18 protein-coding genes are annotated in these 20,251 nt (G+C 66.4%); 15 read left to right on the top strand and 3 right to left on the bottom strand.

From position 1 onward, the window contains the following. Positions 1–263: 263 nt before the first annotated feature. The 11 genes from ACMZ91_RS00390 to ACMZ91_RS00340 all read left to right on the top strand — a co-directional run bounded on the left by ACMZ91_RS00390 (position 264) and on the right by ACMZ91_RS00340 (position 12,691). Positions 264–998: a CS1 fimbrial subunit B flags: Precursor gene (locus ACMZ91_RS00390; RefSeq protein WP_049462630.1), complete on the top strand. Its 735-nt coding sequence runs from the start codon at positions 264–266 to the stop codon at positions 996–998. 111 nt (positions 999–1,109) lie between these two features. Beyond that, positions 1,110–1,607 (top strand): CS1 type fimbrial major subunit, encoded by a 498-nt coding sequence (locus tag ACMZ91_RS00385; protein ID WP_049462631.1) that lies wholly within the window; start codon positions 1,110–1,112, stop codon positions 1,605–1,607. 54 nt (positions 1,608–1,661) lie between these two features. Beyond that, entirely contained in the window at positions 1,662–4,175 is a 2,514-nt protein-coding gene (locus ACMZ91_RS00380) for a TcfC E-set like domain-containing protein (protein ID WP_414576746.1), read from the top strand. A 547-nt stretch (positions 4,176–4,722) separates the two neighbouring features. Beyond that, positions 4,723–5,379: a hypothetical protein gene (locus ACMZ91_RS00375; RefSeq protein WP_134950874.1), complete on the top strand. Its 657-nt coding sequence runs from the start codon at positions 4,723–4,725 to the stop codon at positions 5,377–5,379. Positions 5,380–5,616: 237 nt separating this feature from the next. Continuing rightward, entirely contained in the window at positions 5,617–5,916 is a 300-nt protein-coding gene (locus ACMZ91_RS00370) for an EF-hand domain-containing protein (RefSeq protein WP_049462634.1), read from the top strand. Between the two features lie 293 nt (positions 5,917–6,209). Further along, complete coding sequence (locus ACMZ91_RS00365; RefSeq protein ID WP_049462635.1) at positions 6,210–6,509, top strand: hypothetical protein; 300 nt, start codon at positions 6,210–6,212, stop codon at positions 6,507–6,509. Between the two features lie 63 nt (positions 6,510–6,572). Further along, positions 6,573–9,332: a magnesium-translocating P-type ATPase gene (gene mgtA / locus ACMZ91_RS00360; protein WP_134950875.1), complete on the top strand. Its 2,760-nt coding sequence runs from the start codon at positions 6,573–6,575 to the stop codon at positions 9,330–9,332. 31 nt (positions 9,333–9,363) lie between these two features. After that, positions 9,364–10,101 (top strand): MgtC/SapB family protein, encoded by a 738-nt coding sequence (locus ACMZ91_RS00355; protein ID WP_134950876.1) that lies wholly within the window; start codon positions 9,364–9,366, stop codon positions 10,099–10,101. A gap of 358 nt (positions 10,102–10,459) precedes the next feature. Then, entirely contained in the window at positions 10,460–11,515 is a 1,056-nt protein-coding gene (locus ACMZ91_RS00350; protein WP_049462637.1) for a sensor histidine kinase, read from the top strand. After that, the gene (locus ACMZ91_RS00345) at positions 11,508–12,149 is read left to right on the top strand and encodes a response regulator transcription factor (protein ID WP_049462638.1); all 642 of its coding nucleotides are present in this window, start codon (positions 11,508–11,510) and stop codon (positions 12,147–12,149) included. Before ACMZ91_RS00350 ends, ACMZ91_RS00345 begins: the two co-directional genes overlap by 8 nt. Further along, positions 12,146–12,691: a DUF1697 domain-containing protein gene (locus tag ACMZ91_RS00340; protein WP_414576749.1), complete on the top strand. Its 546-nt coding sequence runs from the start codon at positions 12,146–12,148 to the stop codon at positions 12,689–12,691. Before ACMZ91_RS00345 ends, ACMZ91_RS00340 begins: the two co-directional genes overlap by 4 nt. Before the next feature lie 111 nt (positions 12,692–12,802). Here the strand turns inward: ACMZ91_RS00340 and ACMZ91_RS00335 are convergent, their stop codons facing one another. Both ACMZ91_RS00335 and ACMZ91_RS00330 read right to left on the bottom strand, forming a co-directional pair. Beyond that, complete coding sequence (locus ACMZ91_RS00335; RefSeq protein ID WP_414576751.1) at positions 12,803–13,975, bottom strand: low temperature requirement protein A; 1,173 nt, start codon at positions 13,973–13,975, stop codon at positions 12,803–12,805. A gap of 9 nt (positions 13,976–13,984) precedes the next feature. Next, positions 13,985–14,251, bottom strand: a complete 267-nt coding sequence (locus tag ACMZ91_RS00330; protein ID WP_006369821.1) for a hypothetical protein — start codon at positions 14,249–14,251, stop codon at positions 13,985–13,987. 203 nt (positions 14,252–14,454) lie between these two features. On the opposite strand from ACMZ91_RS00330, the gene ACMZ91_RS00325 reads away from it, so the two are divergent. From ACMZ91_RS00325 to blaL1, 4 genes are all read left to right on the top strand, one after another. Continuing rightward, positions 14,455–14,979, top strand: a complete 525-nt coding sequence (locus ACMZ91_RS00325) for an RNA polymerase sigma factor (protein ID WP_049462641.1) — start codon at positions 14,455–14,457, stop codon at positions 14,977–14,979. Further along, on the top strand, positions 14,976–15,827 hold the full coding sequence (locus ACMZ91_RS00320; protein ID WP_049462642.1) for a FecR family protein: 852 nt from the start codon (positions 14,976–14,978) through the stop codon (positions 15,825–15,827). The genes ACMZ91_RS00325 and ACMZ91_RS00320 overlap by 4 nt, the downstream gene beginning before the upstream one ends. A 71-nt stretch (positions 15,828–15,898) precedes the next feature. After that, on the top strand, positions 15,899–18,328 hold the full coding sequence (locus tag ACMZ91_RS00315; protein ID WP_414576754.1) for a TonB-dependent receptor: 2,430 nt from the start codon (positions 15,899–15,901) through the stop codon (positions 18,326–18,328). Positions 18,329–18,423: 95 nt separating this feature from the next. Continuing rightward, positions 18,424–19,296 carry a L1 family subclass B3 metallo-beta-lactamase gene (gene blaL1, locus ACMZ91_RS00310; RefSeq protein WP_134951445.1) on the top strand — a complete coding sequence of 291 codons (873 nt, stop codon included), beginning with the start codon at positions 18,424–18,426 and terminating at the stop codon, positions 19,294–19,296. Positions 19,297–19,424: 128 nt separating this feature from the next. Here the strand turns inward: blaL1 and ACMZ91_RS00305 are convergent, their stop codons facing one another. Continuing rightward, on the bottom strand, positions 19,425–19,964 hold the full coding sequence (locus tag ACMZ91_RS00305; protein ID WP_080356555.1) for a DUF411 domain-containing protein: 540 nt from the start codon (positions 19,962–19,964) through the stop codon (positions 19,425–19,427). Positions 19,965–20,251: the final 287 nt, after the last annotated feature.

Raw genomic sequence — 20,251 nt, 5'->3', positions numbered from 1 at the left:
GCATCGTCGTCGCGACTGCGGCATGCTTCCATCAGACCGGTTCGAAACATGAAGGTGATGGCTGATGCGCGGGTGCGTGCCATGGCCGCGTTCGCCGACCAGTGGGCTGACCGGCATTGAATCGCCAGCGGATACATCCTGCGGCTGACGCATAGGAATCGCTTCAAACCTGTAGGACAAGTCCGACTTTTGCAACTTCTTGTATTTCGGGGTTGTGATGAAGCCGTGAGAATTCCCGCTTGCCATCCCCCTCCGGGCTCGCCATGCATCGTCTTCTGTCCTTGATTCTGTCGGTCATCCTGTGTGGTAGCGCGCACGCATCCACCCCGCAGATCAACGTCGGCGTACTGTTCGACTACCTGCAACCCACGCGCAGCAATCTGCTCAAGCGCATCCGCAACACCGGTGACGCCACGGCCTACGTACGGGTTGAAGTTACCCAGATGCACTTCGATGCGGAGGGCAAGGCCAGCGAAACACCAGTGGATACCGCCGCGCTGGTCCGTAATGCACCGGACACGCAAGGCGTCATCGCCAGTCCCAGCCGCCTGATCATCGCAGGCAATGGGCAGCAGGCCACACGCCTGGTGTATCGCGGTGCGCGTGACCAGGAGCGCTACTACCGGCTGCGCTTCATCCCGGTGGCGCCGACAGCCGAGGAATTCTCGCTCAGCGAAGACCAGGCCCGGGAGGCAGTGGAGCTCACCTCTGCCATCCGCGTATTCACCGGTTACGGCACGATCTTCTTCGTCGCGCCGGAGAACCCGCACTACGACACGCTCATTGAGCAACAGCAGGTGCGCAATCGCGGCAACGCCACCGTGGTGCTGGACAACCTGCGCCAGTGCGAGCGCGACCGTCCTGATACCTGCACGCCGGGAATCATCGCCCATGTGCGTCCCGGCAACAGCTATGCGCTGCAGGCCGCCGAGCACCAGTTCCTGCGTTTCGAGCTTCGCGAGGGCGACAGCCAACGCAGCATCGACTCGCGCCGCTAGGCAACGGCCCTATCCATGGATCTATCCCGAACGGGCCTGCCGGGCGCCCGCCGGGATTGCTTTGCCCTTGCCTGGCACCTTGATTTCCACCCTTGAACCTGGAGTGCATCCATGTCCCTGAAGACCACCTTACTGGCAGCGGCCACCGCCCTGCTGATCACCCCGGCCGTTGCCCTGGCCGCCACCGAGACCAAGTCGATCACCATCAATGTCACCGCCGACGTGCCGAACAGCGCCGGCCTGCAGGTGTCCACCCCGGACGGCTGGGAAGGCCTGCCGCAGAACCTGCCGTGGGATACGGCCCGCCAGACCCTGAGCGAACTGACGGGCCGCGTCATCAATGTCAAGTCGCCGGCTGCGGTCAGTGCCTATCTGACGGCGCCGGCGCAGATGGCATCGGCGGCGCATGTGGTGAATCTCGACGTGAAGATCGACAACGTCGTTGTGCCGGCCACCTCGGCGGCGAAGATCGAAGTGGCCAACGCCGCACAGGCCGCAGCGGGCAAGTCGCTGGCGTTTGCCATCTCTCCGACCGTGCCGGCCGATGGTTATAAGCAGGGCAGCTACGGCGGCCAGTTCCACATGATCTTCGAAAGCGACATTCCGTAAGCCGCGTTCTGCCTGTGGCGCCACGCGCGCCGCAGGCAGGCCGGAATCGCCTCCATGCGCTCCTTACGATCTCCTACCCGCCTGCCGCTGGCGCAGTTGGCCGCCGCTATCGGTGCCGCTGTCTTTGCTGCATCCAGCCAGGCAGCCGGTCTCACCCTGGATGACCTGCCCAGCCTGCTGGAGCAGCGCGAGCGTATGCCCGCCGAGTTCCGCGCGCACCTGTTCGGCAATCCGCTCACCGTGCGCGTGGAGCTGGACGGACGCTACCTGGGTGATGCCGAGGTGCTGCTGCGCGAAGACAATCGCGTGCAACTGGTCGGCTTCGGTGAAAGCCACGACAGCCCCTGGCCGCAGACCGAACGCACGCGCTGGGCCGAGGCACTGGCCGAGCCGATGGCGCTGGGAGTGTGCAGCAAGCAGTGCCGCGGCCTGGCCGCGCTGCACTACAGCCTGTCAAGCTCATTGCTCAGCCTGCGGACCCCAAGCGGAGCGCACAAGGAAGAGCGCCACGTCGCGTTGCCCGATGCGGGCAGCCATGGCCTGATCGTGCGCAACAGCCTGGCCATGCATGGCGGCCAGGATCAGCAGGCCACGGCACGCTACAGTGCCGAACTGCGCGGCAGTGTCGGCCGTTGGAGCACGGTCGGCAGCTACCAGTACTACGCCCAGCCGGGCAGTCGCGAGCACTATCTCAGCGCGCTATATGCACAGCGCGAACTGGGCGATCACTTCGTGCGTGCCGGCTACTTCCTGCCCACCTTCGAGGGCATCATCCGCCAGCCGCGTGCACCCGGCACGCAGAACGATACCGCGCTGGGCTTCATGCTCGGCTCGTCGGACGTGCTGCTGGCTGACACCCGCAGCCCCAGTGTGTACCCGGTCTATGTCACTGCCAGCCGCGAGGGCGTGGTGGAGATCCTGCGTGACGGCAACCTGCTGTCCACGCAGGCGGTCACGCCCGGCATCCAGGAGATCGACACGCGGCGGCTGCCGGGTGGCATCTACGATGTGGAACTGCGCGTCATCGAAGACGGCCGCGAAGCCTCGCGCGAAACCGCATCAATCCACAAACCCAGCCGCTGGAGGGACCCCTCCCGGCGTTGGCGCTACAGCGTGTTTGCCGGCCAGCAGCGTGGCCTGCTCGACAGTGGCAGCCCAAGCCAGGGGGGCAAGGTCGCGGCCGGCGCGGTGGTCAATTACCTGCTGCACCCACGTGCCGTGGCCGGTGCCACGGTGCAGCAGATCGGTACGCGCCACGCGGCAGGCCTGTCGATGGACTGGCAGGCCAGTGACAGCTTCAGCACCTACACCATTATCTATACATCCAGTGATGCCGGGCGCGGCATTGACCTGCAGGGCCTGTACCGGTATCGCGCAGGTTCGGTGGTGGCCAACCACGCCCGCAGCTGGACCGAGCAACGTCACCGCGTGCTGCCAGGCAACGGTTCGGCGCCGCGCTGGGAAACCCGCGGCGGCTGGCAGGACACCACTGCCGTCTCGATTACCCATCGTTTCAGCCACCGCGACAACGCCAGCCTGCGGTTGGCGCGCAGCACGGGCTTTACCAAGGGCACTGGCATTGATGTGTCTTACGGTCGTCGCGAGACCCTGTTCGGCAAGCATGATGTGAACTGGCGTGTTTCCGCCTACGACCGCCCCGGCAGCCGTTTCACCCATTACCGAAGGCAACGCGGCATCGACCTGACCGTCAGCGTGTCGCTGGGCAGCGAGCGCCGCAGCTACAGCGGCAGCCTGGGCAGTCGTACTGGCGAGGCCGGGCAGCGCGATACCTATGTCAGCGCGGCAGCGACGCAACGCGTCGATGGCAAGCTGCTGCAGAGTGTGAATGGCATGATCAGTGCCGAGCGAAGCGGCGTCGGCGGCGGCGTGGGTGCCTACCTGCAGGGTTCACTGTTGGAGGGTGACGTGCAGCTGTACCGCAGCACGGCTTCGAGGCACGTCAGTGGCACTGCCAATCTGGACAGTACGCTGGTGGTGGGTGGCGGCCATGCTGCGGTCATCGGCCAAGGCCGCAGCGGCAGCGTGGATACCGGCATCATCGTCGAGGTGCGCAGTGACTACCCTGGAGTAGCGCTGCGCGCAGACGACAGCCAGGGCGGCGGCGTACAGCTGAAGCCGGGACGCAACTTCGTACCCGTAACGGCCTATCGGGCAGGGCACGTGCAGTTCGATTTCCAGGGCCGGCACGCACCGGCTGCCACCCTGCAGCCGTCCGCCGTCAGCTACCACCTCAACAAAGGGGGCGTGATGCACGCCACCGTTGATGTGCTGCGCACCTTCACCGTGATGGGCCAGGTGCTCGATGCCGACGGCAATGGCGTGCGCGGTGTTCAGGTGATCAATCACGCTGGCCGCAGCGTCAGTCAGGAGGAGGGGTTCTTCACGCTGGAGCTGAGTGCACGTGCGCCGGTGCTGGAGCTGCGGTACCCCAACCAGATCAGCTGCGTACTGAGGATGGAGGAGGGCCGCTATCCGCGCGAGGGGGACGTGCTGATGGTGGGGGGAATCGGTTGCCCGTCACCACTTGCGAAGACAGGAGGAAGGTGACATGGGATTGGAACAATGGCGAGCCTCTGCACTTGCTGCCGTGCTTGCCGGGTTTGGATTCGGTGCAAGCACCGATGCAGGTGCTGCTGAAGTACTGGTAACGGCGGAGTTTTCACCTTCCGCGCTGGAGCCAGGGAGGATGGTCTTCCGAAACACGTCCCCACCCGGGGTGTACTGCTCCTGGCGGCCTGCGTTCTGCTCGGCAGATGGATCGTACTCCATCGATGTGCCACTGCGCTGGAGCAAAGTCTACGTTCGCGACGATGATGTGAGGAAGAGGTTCTACGTCGGATTGCCCGGCGCAAGAACCGTAGTGCTGCGCAATACGACCACAGGGGCCGAGGCCGAGGCACTCCTGACCATTGCGACGGTAAGTGGTCACCTGACTCCAGGGACTGTAGCCAACCCAGTATTCACTGCAGCTGTTAGAGGTGGGTGCCGATATGTGCACACAGCAGGTAATTCGGCATATGTACGGTTTGGTTGGACTGTGACCAACCCTCAGGCACCGATACCCTGCAATTCGCAGGGAGATGGTGCTTCGCCGATGCCCGCCACCTATTCAATGACTTGGTTCGGGCTCGGGTTGCTTATCACCACGCCTTCGCCACTTGCCCTGAACGATGGCATCTACGAAGGGGAGACAACATACAGTACGGGGGGCGAGGGTAGCGATATCGACTTCGGCGATGATGTGACGACTGAGCCCATTACATTGAAACTTCGATTCACCGTTGCGCATCAGTTCCACGTGCTGTTTCCAGTAGAGAATCCTCAAGTGCAGCTGGTGCCGCCACAGGGTTGGGCTCAATGGATCGATCATGGCACTTCACCAGGGAGATTGCGCGACGAGCTGCCCTTCCATCTGACCGCATCGATGGACCTCAGCATGAAGCTTCGCTGTGAGCATGAGCTGGGCGACCGCTGTGGAATCCGCAATAGCCGTGATGGTGCAGTCGTCCCTGTAGACGTGGATGTCACGATCCCTGGCATGAGGAACCTGCGTGATGGCCGCCCGGCGCAGGATACGGCATTGCTGCCGGATGAATCGCGGGCGCCGCGCTTCACGCCGGATGGCTACCTGATTCAACGGCGTTCGACGCTGCGCTTCACGGTTGGCCGCGAAGCGGTGACGGAGATGTTGAAGTCGCCCGGCTCGCATTGGCAGGGCAACATGACGGTGGTGTTTGATGCCAATCCGTGACAACGCACCCGGCGCGGGGCCTGCGCGGGCCTGGTGCCCCTCTTACCGGTGGGTTCCGGCGCCCTGCTGTCGCCTGCCTGACAATTTCGTCAGTTGGCGCAGCGGCAGGGGCCCGTGAACGGTGCCCCACCCGCCCGCAGGATCACCTGCATTCTTCGCACCTCCCTTACAGACCGGTGCCGATGATCCGGCCATGGGCGCCACGGTGGCGAACCCAATCCTCTTCAGGAGCACGCCATGACCGGTTTCCGCTACCTTCCCGCCGCCCTCGTCGTTGTCGCCGGCCTGCTGCTGGGGGCCTGCTCCAAGCCGCAGGAGGCCAGCAAGGCCACTGCCGCCGAGGACGTGACCGAAGTGAAGCTGATTCCGTCCTACGAGTCGCTGGACAAGGACAAGGACGGCATCGTCACCCTGGCCGAAGTGGATGCTGTGGCACCCGACTGGGCCGAGCGCCTGCACGCCTGCGATACCGATCGCGACAAGAAACTGAGCCCCGGCGAGTACGACGTGTGCAAGCAGACCAGCACCGCGCATTGATCCCGTGATGCGCCATCGATTGGCGCGACGCACGCCCGGCTATACCAAGGTATAGCCGGGCTAACCCACGGGCCTCTAGGCCTGCCCCATTCAGGGGCGGACAATAGCGCCATTGGCCAGGGCAACCCTGGCTGGCCCCCTCCCCTCATGGAGACGCAGATGGACCCCGACCCTGCCGGGCGCACCGCGCCCCGGATGCCCGCTTGTTGCCTGTTCCTGGCGCCTGCCCGCCGGTCCCTGCCTGCCTGAGTGACGGGGGATCGCCAGGTGCCGCCTGCCTGGAGATCGCCCCCATGTCCTACAAGATCCTCTACATCACCCTGCGCCGCCTGATCGGCGAGCGCGATGTTGCCGCGCTGCGCAGCCAGCTGCTGCAGCATGGCCCGATCACGTTTGCCCGTTCGCTGTCGCTCGGCTCGCCACGCGTAGTGGCCGACGCGCTGTCGCTGCTGCCGATCAGCGAGCGCATCAATGTGCTGCGCCACCTGCCCTACCCGCTGCGCGATGCGATGAAGCCGCTGTGCATCGGTGGCAGCCAGCGCCTGCACATGCAGCCGTGGTCGCCCGCGGTGCTGGCGATGCGCCACGCCTGACCTGTTCCATCCGTTCCGTTCGTGTTCCGGCCGCGGCCGGCTCTGACATTCGAGGAGAGTCCCATGAGCCTGCTCAACGCCTGGTTCAACGCCTTCCTGCGCAGCCGTCGCGCAGGCAACCTGTTCCGCCGCCGTGCGATGCCCGAGGCCGGGTTCGGCCGGGGTAGCGCCGAAGCAGCGCCGTTCGCGCTCACCACCGGCTTGGTCACCCTCGCCCAGCAGGAGGAAGCCGAACTGCTGACCACACTGGAGTCGCATGCCGATGGCCTCAGCCCGCATGAGGCCGAGGAGCGGCTGGCTACGCTCGGCCCCAACGAGGTGGATCACGAAAAGCCGCTGCCGTGGTGGCGCCACCTGTGGCAGTGCTACCGCAATCCGTTCAACCTGCTGCTGACCGTACTGGCGGCGGTGTCCTGGCTGACCGAGGACATCAAGGCCACGATCGTGATCGGCGCGATGGTGCTGCTGTCCACGCTGATCCGCTTCGTGCAGGAAGGCCGCTCCAACCGTGCCGCCGAGCGGCTGAAGGCACTGGTCGGCAACACCGCACGCGTGCTGCGCCGCAATCCGGGTACCGAGGCCGCCGATGTGGCCGACCAGTACTTCGGTGCGCACCTGCACAGCCGTCGCCCGGCCCGCCTGCTGGACCTGCCGATCCGCGAGCTGGTGCCCGGTGACCACATCGTGCTGTCGGCCGGCGACATGATTCCGGCCGATTGCCGCGTGCTGACCGCCAAGGATCTGTTCGTGGCACAGGCGGCGATGACCGGCGAGTCGCTGCCGGTGGAGAAGTTCGCGCACCCGGGCGACGGCCTGGCCGGCCTGCTGGAGCAGCACAACCTGCTGTTCATGGGCACCAACGTGGTGTCCGGCACTGCGACCGCCGTGGTGCTGGCCACCGGCAACCGCACCTACTTCGGCACCCTGGCCCAGCGCAGCACCGCCACCGACCGTGCGCCCACCGCGTTCCAGGCCGGCGTCAACAGTGTCAGCTGGCTGCTGATCCGCTTCGCGCTGGTGATGGTGCCGTTCGTGCTGCTGATCAACGGCTGGACCAAGGGCGACTGGACCGAGGCGTTCCTGTTCGCGCTGTCGGTGGCGGTAGGCCTGACCCCGGAAATGCTGCCGATGATCGTCACCTCCACCCTGGCCAAGGGCGCGGTGCTGCTGTCGCGGCGCAAGGTGATCGTCAAGCGCCTGGATGCGATCCAGAACTTCGGCGCAATGGAGGTGTTGTGCACCGACAAGACCGGCACCCTCACCCAGGACAAGATCGCCCTCGAGCGGCATACCGATGTGTTCGGCCACGATTCCGAGGACGTGCTGAAGTTCGCCTACCTCAACAGCCATTTCCAGACCGGGCTGATCAACCTGCTCGACCGTGCGGTGCTGGAGCACGTGGAGCTGCAGAGCTCGCTGCGGCTGTCGCAGGACTACCACAAGGTGGATGAGATCCCGTTCGACTTCGAGCGCCGCCGCATGTCGGTGGTGGTGTCCGAACGCGAGGACCACCATGAGCTGATCTGCAAGGGTGCGGTTGAGGAGATGCTGGCGGTATGTAGCACCGTGCGCGAGAACGGCGAGGACAAGCCGTTGGATGAGCAGCGGCTGGCGCGCGTGCGGCAGACCACGGAGGAACTGAACGAACAGGGCCTTCGCGTGGTGGCAGTGGCGATGAAGGAAACTGCTGCCAGCCAGACCGTGTATTCGCAGGCTGACGAGTGCGGCCTGACCCTGGTCGGCTACGTGGCCTTCCTCGACCCGCCGAAGGAATCGGCTGCACAGGCGCTGCAGGCGCTGGCCGCGCATGGCGTAGAGGTGAAGGTATTCACCGGCGACAACGAGCTGGTGACCGCCCGCGTCTGTGCCCAGGTCGGGCTGGAGGCGGACACCATCCTGACCGGCCCGCAGATCGAGCGCATGGATGACGGCGCGCTGTCGCGGGCGTTGCACCACCACCGTGTGTTTGCCCGATTGACACCACTACACAAGGAGCGCCTCGTACGCGAGCTACGCGCACAGGGCAAGGTGGTCGGTTTCCTCGGCGACGGCATCAACGATGCACCGGCGCTGCGCGCGGCCGACATCGGCATCAGCGTGGACAGCGCGGTGGACATCGCCAAGGAGGCCGCCGACATCATCCTGCTGGAAAAGAACCTGATGGTGCTGGAGGAAGGTGTCATCCAGGGCCGGCGCACGTTCAACAACATGCTGAAGTACATCCGCATGACCGCCAGCTCCAACTTCGGCAACGTTTTCTCGGTACTGGTGGCCTCGGCCTTCCTGCCGTTCCTGCCGATGCTGCCACTGCAGCTGCTGGTACAGAACCTGCTGTACGACATCTCGCAGATCGCCATTCCGTTCGACAACGTGGACGAGGAGCTGGTGCGCAGGCCGCTGAAGTGGAACCCGGCGGACATCGGCCGCTTCATGGTGTTCTTCGGGCCGATCAGCTCGATCTTCGACCTGACCTGCTTCGCCTTGATGTGGTACGTGTTCGATGCACGCACGCCGGCCGACCAGGGCCTGTTCCAGTCCGGCTGGTTCGTGGTGGGCCTGCTGACCCAGACCCTGATCGTGCATATGATCCGTACACCAAAGGTGCCGTTCCTGCAGAGCATCGCCGCGCCGCCGCTGCTGGTGATGACCGGCCTGATCATGGCCATTGGCGTGGCCCTGGCGATGAGCCCGCTGGCTGGTTACTTCAAGCTGCAGGCCCTGCCGACCGGCTACTGGCCGTTCCTGGTGGCGATCCTGTTCGGCTACGCGGTGCTGACGACCTTGCTGAAGAAGATCTACATCCGTCGTTACGGCTGGCAGTAAGCGCCCGCCGTCTGGTCCAGGGAGAAACACAATGGACATCAATCCGAACCTGCCGGCGTTCAACGCCGGCGCAACCCTGAGCTCGCTGATCAGCCTGTCGGTGGCGTTCGTGCTGGGCACGGCCATCGGCCTGGAACGGCAGCTGCGCCAACGCACCGCCGGACTGCGCACCAATACGCTGGTGGCAGTGGGTGCGGCGGTGTTCGTCGACCTGGCCGTACGCTTCCATGACCTGTATGGCGGCCCGCCCTCACCGCTGCATGTGGTTGCGTATGTGATCTCCGGCGTCGGCTTCCTCGGTGCCGGCGCGATCATGAAGGACGGCGCCCAGGTGTCCGGTCTGAACACCGCCGCCACCCTGTGGGGATCGGCGGCGGTGGGAGCCTGTGCCGGTATCAAGCTGCTGCCGGAAGCGGTGCTGGCCGCCATCTTCGTGCTGGCAGCCAACACCCTGCTGCGGCCGGTGGTGAACCGCATCCAGCGGCAGCCGCTGCCGGAAGCATTCAGCGAGGCGACCTATGCGATCAACGTGGTCTGCCAGCGCGAGCAGCAGGCCGAGGTGCTGGATCAGCTGTTGCTGCTGCTGGAACAGGCCCACTACCCGGTACGCGCGGTGGACCAGCGCCCGTTCGGCGAGCGCGATGTGGAGATCGAAGCGGTGTTGTATGCCACCACGGTGGATGCCGGTGAACTGGATGCGGTGCTGGCCACGCTGGCGACCACGCCCGGGGTGTTGCAGGGGTTCTGGAACGCCAGCCTGGAGGAGTAGTGCCGGCCGCTGGCCGGCAACATCGTGCACCGCTTGGTAGGTGCCGACCTTGGTCGGCACAGAACCCTCAGATGCCACCACTGCTGCCAGAGCCTGCCGACCAAGGTCGGCATCTACCAACAGCCCGCATGCACCACATTGGTAGGTGCCGACCTGGGTCGGCACAGACCTGGGTAGTGCCGGCCGCTGGCCGGCAACCTCATGAACTCCGGGACGATCCTGCAGCTGCCGGCCAGCGGCCGGCACTACCAGGCATCGCTTTGGTGGGTGCCGACAGCACAGGAGCACGCCAAGCACGGTCGGCACCTGCCAGAGGCGGCTTTGCTATCCTTTCCCCCCACGCCCGGGAGCCGCCCCGATGCCATCGCTGTCGCCCCGCCGCCCTCTGGTGCTGCTGGCCCTGATCGTCGTGATGGCGGCGATCTTCCTGATCGATACCGTCACCGACTACGCCGTGGCGGCGGCCTGCTTCTACGCAGCGGTCATCCTCGCGGCATCGCGCGTACTCGCCGCGCGCGGGCTGATCAGCCTGGCCATTGCCTGCATCGCACTCACCGCCCTGAGCTTCTTCCTCACCCGCTTCGGTACCTACCGCATCGGCCTGGTCAACTCGGTGATCGGCATGCTGGTGATCGGCATCACCACCTACCTGGCGTTGAAGATGGAAGCGGCCAAGGCCGCGATGCAGGAAGCACAGGGCCGCCTGCTGCGAGTGGCGCGCGCGTCGACCGTGGGCGAGCTGACCACCTCCATCGCCCATGAAGTGAACCAGCCGCTGGCGGCCATCGCCAGCAGCGCCGAGGCCTGCCAACGCTGGCTGGCGCAGGACCCACCGAACGTGGACAAGGCGCGGCAGACCGTGGCCCGCATCCTGGCCGATGCGCATCGCGCCGGTGACGTGATCGCCCGTATCCGTGGCCTGACCCAGGGTGCCGCACCGGAACGGCGCGCCTTCGATCTGAACCAGGCCGTGGAGGAAATGCTGGCGCTGTCGCGCAGTGAACTGGACCAGCACGGCGTGGCCGTGGCCCTGCTGCTGGACGCCGATCTGCCACTGGTGCAGGCCGACCGCGTGCAGGTGCAGCAGGTGATCGGCAACCTGATCCTCAATGCGGTGGACGCGATGGAAGCGGTGCCGGCTGCTGATCGTCGCCTGTCGCTGCTGACCCGGCGTGACGGCCAGCGGGTCAGCCTCAGCGTACGCGACCGTGGTGTCGGCCTGCCCGCCGATCATCCCGAGCGTGTGTTCGATGCGTTCTGGACCACCAAATCACACGGACTCGGGCTGGGATTGAGCCTGAGCAGGTCGATGATCGAGGCCAACGAAGGCAGGATCCGAGCCGAGCGCCCCAGCGGCGGAGGTGCCTGCTTTGTGTTTGACCTGCCCGTTGCCACGGAACGCCCTCATGCGTAAGCCCGCTGCACCCGCCGCCGATCCGGCACCCATCGTCTACGTGATCGACGACGATCCGTCGGTGCGCGCCGCGCTGGAAGACCTGCTCGCCTCGATGGGCCTGCAGGTACGGGCCTTCGCCTCCACCCAGGCGTTCCTCGAACACGAACTGGAAGATGCACCGGCCTGCCTGGTGCTGGACGTGCGCATGCCCGGTCAGAGCGGGCTGGAGTTCCATCGCACGATGGGCAGCCACGGCCTGCAGTTGCCGGTGGTGTTCATTACCGGCCACGGCGACATCGCGATGGGTGTCAATGCGATCAAGGACGGCGCCATCGAGTTCCTGACCAAGCCGTTCCGTGACCAGGAACTGCTGGATGCGATCCACAAGGGCATCGAGATCGACCGCCAGCGCCGCCGTGACGGCGAGGCGCTGGACGCCCTGCAGCAGCGCTGGAACACCCTCAACGCCGGCGAGCGCGAGGTGGTCGACGGTGTGGTGCGCGGCCGCCTCAACAAGCAGATCGCCGGCGACCTCGGGGTCAGCGAGATCACAGTGAAGGTGCGCCGCGCGCAGGTGATGCGCAAGATGGGCGCGCGTACGCTGGTCGACCTGGTACGCATGTACGACCGCCTGCAGGCAGGTTCCCCATGAGCGTGCATGTCGCACTGCTGCGAGCAGTCAATGTCGGAGGTACCGGCAAGCTGCCGATGGTTGAACTGGTGGCGATGTGCGAAGACGCCGGCTTCACCGACGTCCGCACCTATATCGCCAGCGGCAACGTGGTGTTCCGCAGCGGACTTGGCGAAGCCGGCGTGCGGAAAGCCCTTGGCCAACGGCTGCAGGCCTATGCCGGAAAACCGGTGGGTGTATTGGTGCGCTCCGCAGCCGAGATCGCAGCGGTTGCCGCCCGCAATCCGTTTCCGCATGCCGCCGGCAATCGCGTGGTCGCGCTGTTCGTGGATGAGGCACTGCCTACGGATCCCTTGGCCGGGGTGACCGGCCTGCGCGATGAGCAGCTGGCTCTGGGTACCCGCGAGATCTTCGTCCACAATGGCGACGGCATGGCCGACTCACGCCTGCGGATTCCCTATGCCCAGCAGGGCACCGCCCGCAACCTCAACACGGTCGGCAAGCTTGCGGCAATGGCCGCCGCACTCGGCCAGGTCACCGCAGACGGTAGAGGGCGGCGGTAGAGTCGACTGTCAGTCGACTATCGCGCGCAGCGCGGGATTTTCCGCAACCTTGTGGAAGAGCAGTCGACTAACAGTCGACTCTCCCCGGCACGGGCTGGATACCGGACAAGATCACGCCCGTTGCAGGCGGTGCTTCAATCGCGTATCCATCAACCCCACCGCCAGCAGCACCGCGCTGGTCAACCAGCCAGCGGCCAGCAGATGGGTCTGCGGCAACACCACGCCCAGCACGCCCAGCGCCACCGCACCGATCAGATGCGAGTACGGTGCGCGCCCGTATACCACGCGCTTGTACAGCGCGCTGCCCAGCAGGTAGATAAATGGCCCTGCAACCAGCACGGCCGCATACACCGGCGTCACCGCAGCGTGCGGGTGGTCCATGACCAGGTCATTGCCCACCGCCGTAGCGATGATCCCGGCGATCAGCAGCGCGTGCACATAGTGGAAGTTGGCCCCCATCCGGCCCGGGTCTTCGGCATGGCTGATGGCCTCGGTGGCGTCGCGGCTGGAGATGCCGAAGTACAGCCACCACATGGCGATCGTGCCGGCGAACGTTGCCAGCACCGCCGACACCACCGCCCCACTCCACTGTTCGACTTCGCTGAGCACGCCACCGGTGGCCAGCAACGTCTCGCCCAGTGCGACGATGACGAACAGCTGGCAGCGCTCGGCCAGGTGCCCGCCTTCGATGGTCCACTCACGGGTGTGCGAGCGGCCCAGCCCCGGGAACGCGAAGCCGAACATCGGTGAAACGTATTCGCACGCCACCGCCACCGCCCACAGCGCCAACCGCGTATTGCCCTCGGCTGCCGCACCTGCCAGCCAGAAGCAGGCCGACACGCTCACCCAGGCCAGCATGCGACGGAAGTTCGGTGCCAGTGGATGCGTGCGACCGACCTCCAGCAACACGAAGGCGGTGCGCCCGACCTGCATGGTGGCGTAGGCCCCGGCAAACACCCAGGCGCGGTCAGCGAACGCCTCGGGTATGGACGAGGACATCAACAAGGCCAGCAGCATGGTGGCGAACAGCAGTCCGCGGATGCGCGGCGCTTCCGGATCGAACCAGTTGCTGACCCAGCAGGCGTACTGCCAGCCCAGCCACACCGCAAACCACAGCACCAGGGTCTGCAGCACGCCGGCCAGATCCAGGTGATGCAGCAGATGGTGGCTGAGCTGGGTGACCGCGAACACGTAGACCAGGTCGAAGAACAGCTCTTCGTAGGTCACGCGCGCATGGTGGCCGTCGCGCTGGCGCAGGGCCGGCAATCGCAGTCGTGTACTCATGGCTTTCCTTCAGCGCGCCAGGCGCCAGTAGAGCAGACCGGCCAGCAGGGCCGGCACCGCGAACACCAGCAGCAGGATCGGCAGTTCTTCGCGCATCCCGTAGCCGGCCTTGCTGACGCCCACCCACAGGTTGGCCACCGTCACCAACAGCCAGGTGGCAATGAACGCGATCAGGGCCGTGGGCAGCTGTGAGGTGCCTACGCTCCACAGCCGTCCGAACAACAGGAACACTCCCAACAGCACAATGCCGCCCACCATCACCAGAAGCACATGCATGGTCCACCTCCTTGAGCCTGCAGGCAGGCTAGCCGTGGGCGATTCTGCGCTCCAGCCGATGATCGTGGATTCACTTTCCAGACGCGGCGAACAATCGCCCTGGCGATCGCGGCATGGCAAACGAGAACAGTTCCCATTAGTATTGCGTCATTACGCAGGGATGACCTCCCGGCACCCGCCTTTCACCCTTGCTGCCCGTCCGGATGTCCCAGCCGACACTTCCCCGCCCACCTGCGCTGCCGCTGGTGACCTCGCTGGTGCGCCACTACGAGGAACTGGTGGACTACCTGCATCGCCGGTTCCGCTCGCCCGGGCTGGCCCGCGAAGTGGTGCACGATATCTGTGTGCGCCTGCTGGAACGCCCGGCCGCGCATGACGCCCGCCAACCGATCGCGCTGCTGCGCAGGATCGCCCACGATGCGGCGGTCGACCGCTGCCGCGCCGAGGACCTGCGCCGGCACTGGGTAGAGCCCCGCGCCGAGCTTCCCGAAGGCGCCTGTGAGCGCCCCGGACCCGAGCGCCAGGCTCAGGGCCAGCAGGCGCTGCAGCGGCTGACCGCCAGCATCGAGCGCATGCCCTGCCGTCGGCAGCAGGTGTTCATCCTGCACAAGATCCACGAGCTGCCGCAGGCCGAGGTGGCGCAGCGGATGGGCATCGGCCTGAAGGCAGTGGAACGTCATCTGCGCCTGGCCATGGCCGACTGCCGGCTGCACGGTGCGCTGCGGTGAGCCCTGCATCACCCGATCCGGCACCGCCGTCGGCGCCCGCCGAACCGTCCGCCGAGGACATGCTCGACCAACACCGGGAGGCACTGAAGGAGCGTTTCCCGTTGCCAGGCCCGGAGCAGTTGCAGCGGCGGCGCGGCGGATCTGGCGCGAAACGGGTACTGCCGGTGCTGTTGCTGGCGGCTGCCGCGCTGCTGCTGGCCGACCCGGCCTGGCAGGTGCGTGACTACCAGACCGCCGTCGGCGAGCGCCGCGACATCGAGCTACCGGACGGCAGCCGCGTGCTGCTCGACGCGGGAACCCGCCTGCAGGTCCGTCGCCATCTGCGTTCGCGGCAGGTGCTGCTGGCGCAGGGCCATGCGCGCTTCGAGGTGCAGCATTCGGCATGGCGCCGCTTCCAGGTCGATGCCGGGCCGGTACAGGTACGCAACTACGGCACGGTGTTCGATGTTGACCGCCAGGGCGATCTCAGCGAGGTCACGCTGTGGCGCGGCGAGGTCGGTGTCAGCGTGGATGGCGGCGGCACCGAGCAGCGGCTGAAGCCGGGGCAGCGCCTGCTGGCCCAGCCGGGCTCGCTGTCTCCGCCGGAAGCCGTGGATCCGGACCGGGCCGACTGGACCACCGGCCGGCTGCAGTTCGACCGCATGCCACTGAGCGAGGTGCTGCGCATCCTGCAGCGCTATCACGACCGTCCGATCGTGCTGGACGACCCGGCACTGGGTCCGCTGCAGGTGTCGGGCGTGTTCGATGCCGATCGTGCCGAGACGGCGGTCGCGCTGCTGCCGGAGATCCTGCCGGTCCAAGTGCATACCGCCGCCGACGGCAGCCTGCATCTGCGCGCCCGCGATTGATTGCCACGCCGAGGGTGGGTTGCGCGCCGTCCCATCCGGCAAGTGCTTGAACCCTTCCGAAGGACCCCCGCATGACCCGCCCTGTTCCGCCCGCCGCGCTGCGCCGGCTGGCCCCCACCCTGCTCGCCGCCTGCCTGTGTGCGGCGCTGCCCGCCACCGCGCAGACCGCTGCGTCCGCACCTGTCGAACTGCACCTGCCGGCCGGCCCGCTGCAGGCTTCGCTCAACTCGCTGGCGCGCCAGAGTGGCATCCAGCTGCTGTTCGCTGCCGACAGCGTGAGCGGCCGCAACGCGCCCGCCCTCGACGGCCGCTACACCCCGCACGACGCCCTGCAGCGCCTGCTGGCCGGGCAAGGCCTGGCGATGCAGGAGCGCTCGCCGGGGGTGTTCGTGGTGAGTGCCGCGCCAGCATCGCCCAAGCCCCGCGCTCCGGCCCGGGCCGCGTCATCGGCAGCGTCCCCTGCCTCGACCACTTCGCTGGCCCGGGTCACGGTATCGGCCTCGACCGCGCGCATGCCGCAGGGTGAGACTGCGATGCCCAACACCATCACCGTGCTGACCCGCGAGGACATCGCGCAGCAGCTGGCGCTGGGCTCGGATGTCTCGCGCGTACTCTCGTCACAGATCCCGGCGTTTGCCCCGGCGCGCGAGAAGATGTCCAACTACGGCGAAACCATGCGTGGCCGCGGCATCCTGTACATGGTCGACGGCGTGCCGCAGTCGACGCCGCTGCGCGATGGCTCGCGTGATTCGCACACCATCGATCCGGCCATGATCGAACGCATCGAGGTCATCCACGGCGCCAACGCGCTGCAAGGCATCGGCGGTACCGGTGGCATCGTCAACATCATCACCCGCAGCGCGCCCAGCGAGCCCGGCGCCTTCCTGCTCGACACCAACGTCAGCTACAGCTCGGCCCTGCCCAACCGCCGTGATGACAACGGCCAGCGCGGCTCGGCACTGGTCGGCGTACGCGGCGAGCAGTTCGATCTGGTGGCCGGCCTGGCGTATGAGAAGCAGGGCCTGTACCACGACGGCGAGGGCCGATCGATCGGCACCAACGCGCAGGGCGAGCTGATGGACTCGACCTCATCGAACGTGTTTGCCAAGCTGGGCTGGAACATTGCCGAGGGCCATCGCCTGCAGCTGATGGCCAACCGCTACGAGCTGCGCGGGCTGGACAACTACCTGGCGGTGAACGGTGATTACCGCACCGGTCGCCCGACCATTTCGGTGCCCGGCGATACCCCGTTGGAGCCGCCGATGAACCGCTCGCGTTCGTTGACGCTGGACTACAGCGCCGCCGATCTGCTCGGTGGCCGCTTCCAGGCGCAGGCCTTCGCGGTGGACTTCGAAGGCCGCTATGGCGCCAGCCAGTGGGACCCGTGGGGCAACACCGGCGCCAACGCCGCCTGGGACCAGACCCAGAACGAATCGGACAAGCGCGGCTTCAAGCTGACCCAGAGCTGGGCCCGCATCGCCGACACCACGCTGGACGTGACCCTGGGCCTGGACGGCCTGCGCGACCGCACCCACCAGGTGCTGCTGGCCAGCGGCATGAACTGGGTGCCGCAGACCACCTACCAGAGCCTGTCGCCGCTGCTGCAGCTGCACTGGTGGCCGACCGACCACCTGATGCTGTCCGGCGGCCTGCGCTACGAAAAGGGCGAGCTGGAAGTAGGCGACTACACCACCCTGCCCCGCTACGGCGCACGCAAGGTGGCTGGCGGCAAGCCGACCATGAGCGAGACCCTGCCCAACTTCGGCGCGGTCTGGTACATCAATGACCGCCTCAACGCCTACGCCTCGTATTCGGAAGGCTACACCGTGGCCGACGTCGGCCGTGTGCTGCGTGCAATCAATCGCGACGGCCAACGCGTCGACAATCTCATCGACCTGTCACCGGTGGTGTCCGACAACCGCGAGATCGGCCTGGAGTACGACGATGGCTGCTTCAGCGGCGACATCGCCTACTACACGTCCGAATCCAAGCTCGGCTCGGTGCTGATCTACGATCCGGGCATCGATGCCTATGCGGTGCAGCGCCAGGCCACGCGCGTGGAGGGCTTCGAAAGCAACCTGCGCCTGCGCCTGAGCGACAGCCGGCTGGGCCTGGGCTACGCGCGCGCCAACGGCCGCTACGACGCCAACGTCGATGGGCGTCTCGACAGCGACCTGGCTGGCGTCAACATCGCGCCAAACCGGCTGACGGCATTCTGGGAACAGAACTGGACGCCGCAGCTGAGCACCCGCCTGCAGGCCAGCCACGCCTTCGACCGCGACTTCGACCTGCGTGGCGCGCGGGTGGCGGAGTTCAAGGGTTACACCACGGTGGACCTGGTCGCACGCTACACGCTGGACAAGCACGCCTTCACGCTGGGCGTGCAGAACCTGGCGAACAAGCAGTACATCAGCTACTACTCGCAGACCACGCCGTCGAACCCGAGCTATTTCTCGGGCCGTGGCCGGGTGGTGACGCTGGGGTGGCAGTACCGGTACTGATCCATGGCGCCCTTATGGGAGCCATGAAATCTATGCGCGACGCGATGAAGGAGGCCCATGCTAGTTTCTGGGCCTCCTTCAAACGGACGTGAACCATGCGTTTTTCCCCGCTCGCCTTCGCCCTGGTCACTGCTCTCCCGATCGCGCACGCCAGTGGCGCCGAGACACCACTGCCGCAGCTGCGGGCCTACACCGTGGATGCTTCCTGGCTGCAGCCGATGGCACCGCTGCAGATTGCCGACCACACCTGGCAGATCGGCACGCAGGACCTGACCGCCCTGCTGGTGCAGACCGCTGACGGCGCGGTACTGCTCGACGGCGGCATGCCACAGATGGCCGGCCACCTCATCAGCAACATGAAGGTGCGCGGCGTGGCGCCGCAGGACCTGCGGTTGATCCTGCTCAGCCACGCACACGCCGACCATGCCGGGCCGGTGGCGGAGCTGAAGCGCCGTACGGGCGCCAAAGTAGCGGCCAACGCCGAATCGGCGGTGCTGCTGGCGCGCGGTGGCAGCGACGATCTGCACTTCGGTGATGACATCACTTATCCGCCAGCCAGTGCAGACCGCATCGTGATGGATGGCGAGGTGGTCGAGGTGGGCGGCATCGAATTCACAGCGCACTTCATGCCCGGGCACACCCCGGGCAGCACCGCGTGGACCTGGAGCGATACCCGCGAGGGCAAGCCGGTGCGCATCGCCTATGCCGACAGCCTGAGTGCACCGGGCTACCAGCTGCAGGGCAATGCGCGCTATCCGCGCCTGGTCGATGACTACAAACGCAGCTTCGCGACGGTGCGGGCGTTGCCCTGTGACGTGTTGCTGACCCCTCATCCGGGTGCCAGCAACTGGGACTACGCCTCCGGCAGCAAGGCCAGCGCCAAGGCACTGACCTGCAAGGCCTACGCGGATGCGGCCGAACAGAAGTTCGACGCACAGCTGGCCAAGGAAACAGCCCGCGCCCGCTGATTCTGTAGAGTCGAGCTTGCTCGACTGAAGCAGAGCAGTCGAGCATGGCTCGACTCTACAAAGAGCACTCCGAGGGTGGGCTCGGCTCTCCAAAGGGTGCCGGTCAGGACGACCGGCACCCGCGACCATCAGCCGCCCTGGCCGTGCTGGGCAAACGGCTCGGTGGTGCCATCGTTGCGCACCAGTTCAACGGTGTACGGCTGCACGTAGCCATCCGGCATTTCCATGCCCGGCGAGCCGGCCGGCATGCCCGGCAACACCAGGCCGCGCGCTGCCGGCCGCTCCGCCAGCAGTCGCTTGATGTCCTCGGCCGGGATATGGCCTTCAACCACGTAGCCACCGATCTCGGCGGTGTGGCAGGAGGCCTTGCCGACCGGCACACCCAGCCGGACCTTGATCGGGTTCATGTCATCGGTATTGCGTACATCCACCTGGAAGCCTTCGGCCTTCAGGTGGTCGACCCAGATGCCGCAGCAGCCGCAGCTTGCGGTCTTGTGCACGATGGCGATGGGCAGTGCCGGATCCACCTGCGACGGGCTGGCCTTGATCGGTGCCGCCGGGGCTTGGCTGGCAACCGGTGCGGCAGGCGATTCTTCAGCTGCACGTGCGCAGGCGGTGCTGACCAGCACGGTGCCCAGCAGCAGGCCGAGGGAGAGAGAACGGTTCATGGTGTTGATTCCTTTGCAGATGCGGGCAACGCGGCCCGCTGCCTGCGCATCGAAGGCACAGGCAGAGTCGAGAATGAGTCGAGCAGCTACGGCAGGCGCTTGAGGCCTGCAGGGAATCACACGATGGGAGGCCGTAGCGGATCCGGCAACGGCGGCGGTGCGCGTTGCTGGGTGCTGGCTGGCAAAGGCGCCTCACGCCAGGGTGACGCTGGCGTTCCGCTCAGGGTGGCCAGCATGCCGAGGCTGGCCGGCGGGCATTCGCACTCATTGCTCTGGCAGACCGTTGA

It is taken from the genome of Stenotrophomonas sp. FR024 (assembly GCF_047500745.2).
Taxonomy (GTDB): Bacteria; Pseudomonadota; Gammaproteobacteria; order Xanthomonadales; family Xanthomonadaceae; genus Stenotrophomonas; species Stenotrophomonas maltophilia_A.
This window is presented reverse-complemented; position numbering and strand designations above follow the sequence as displayed.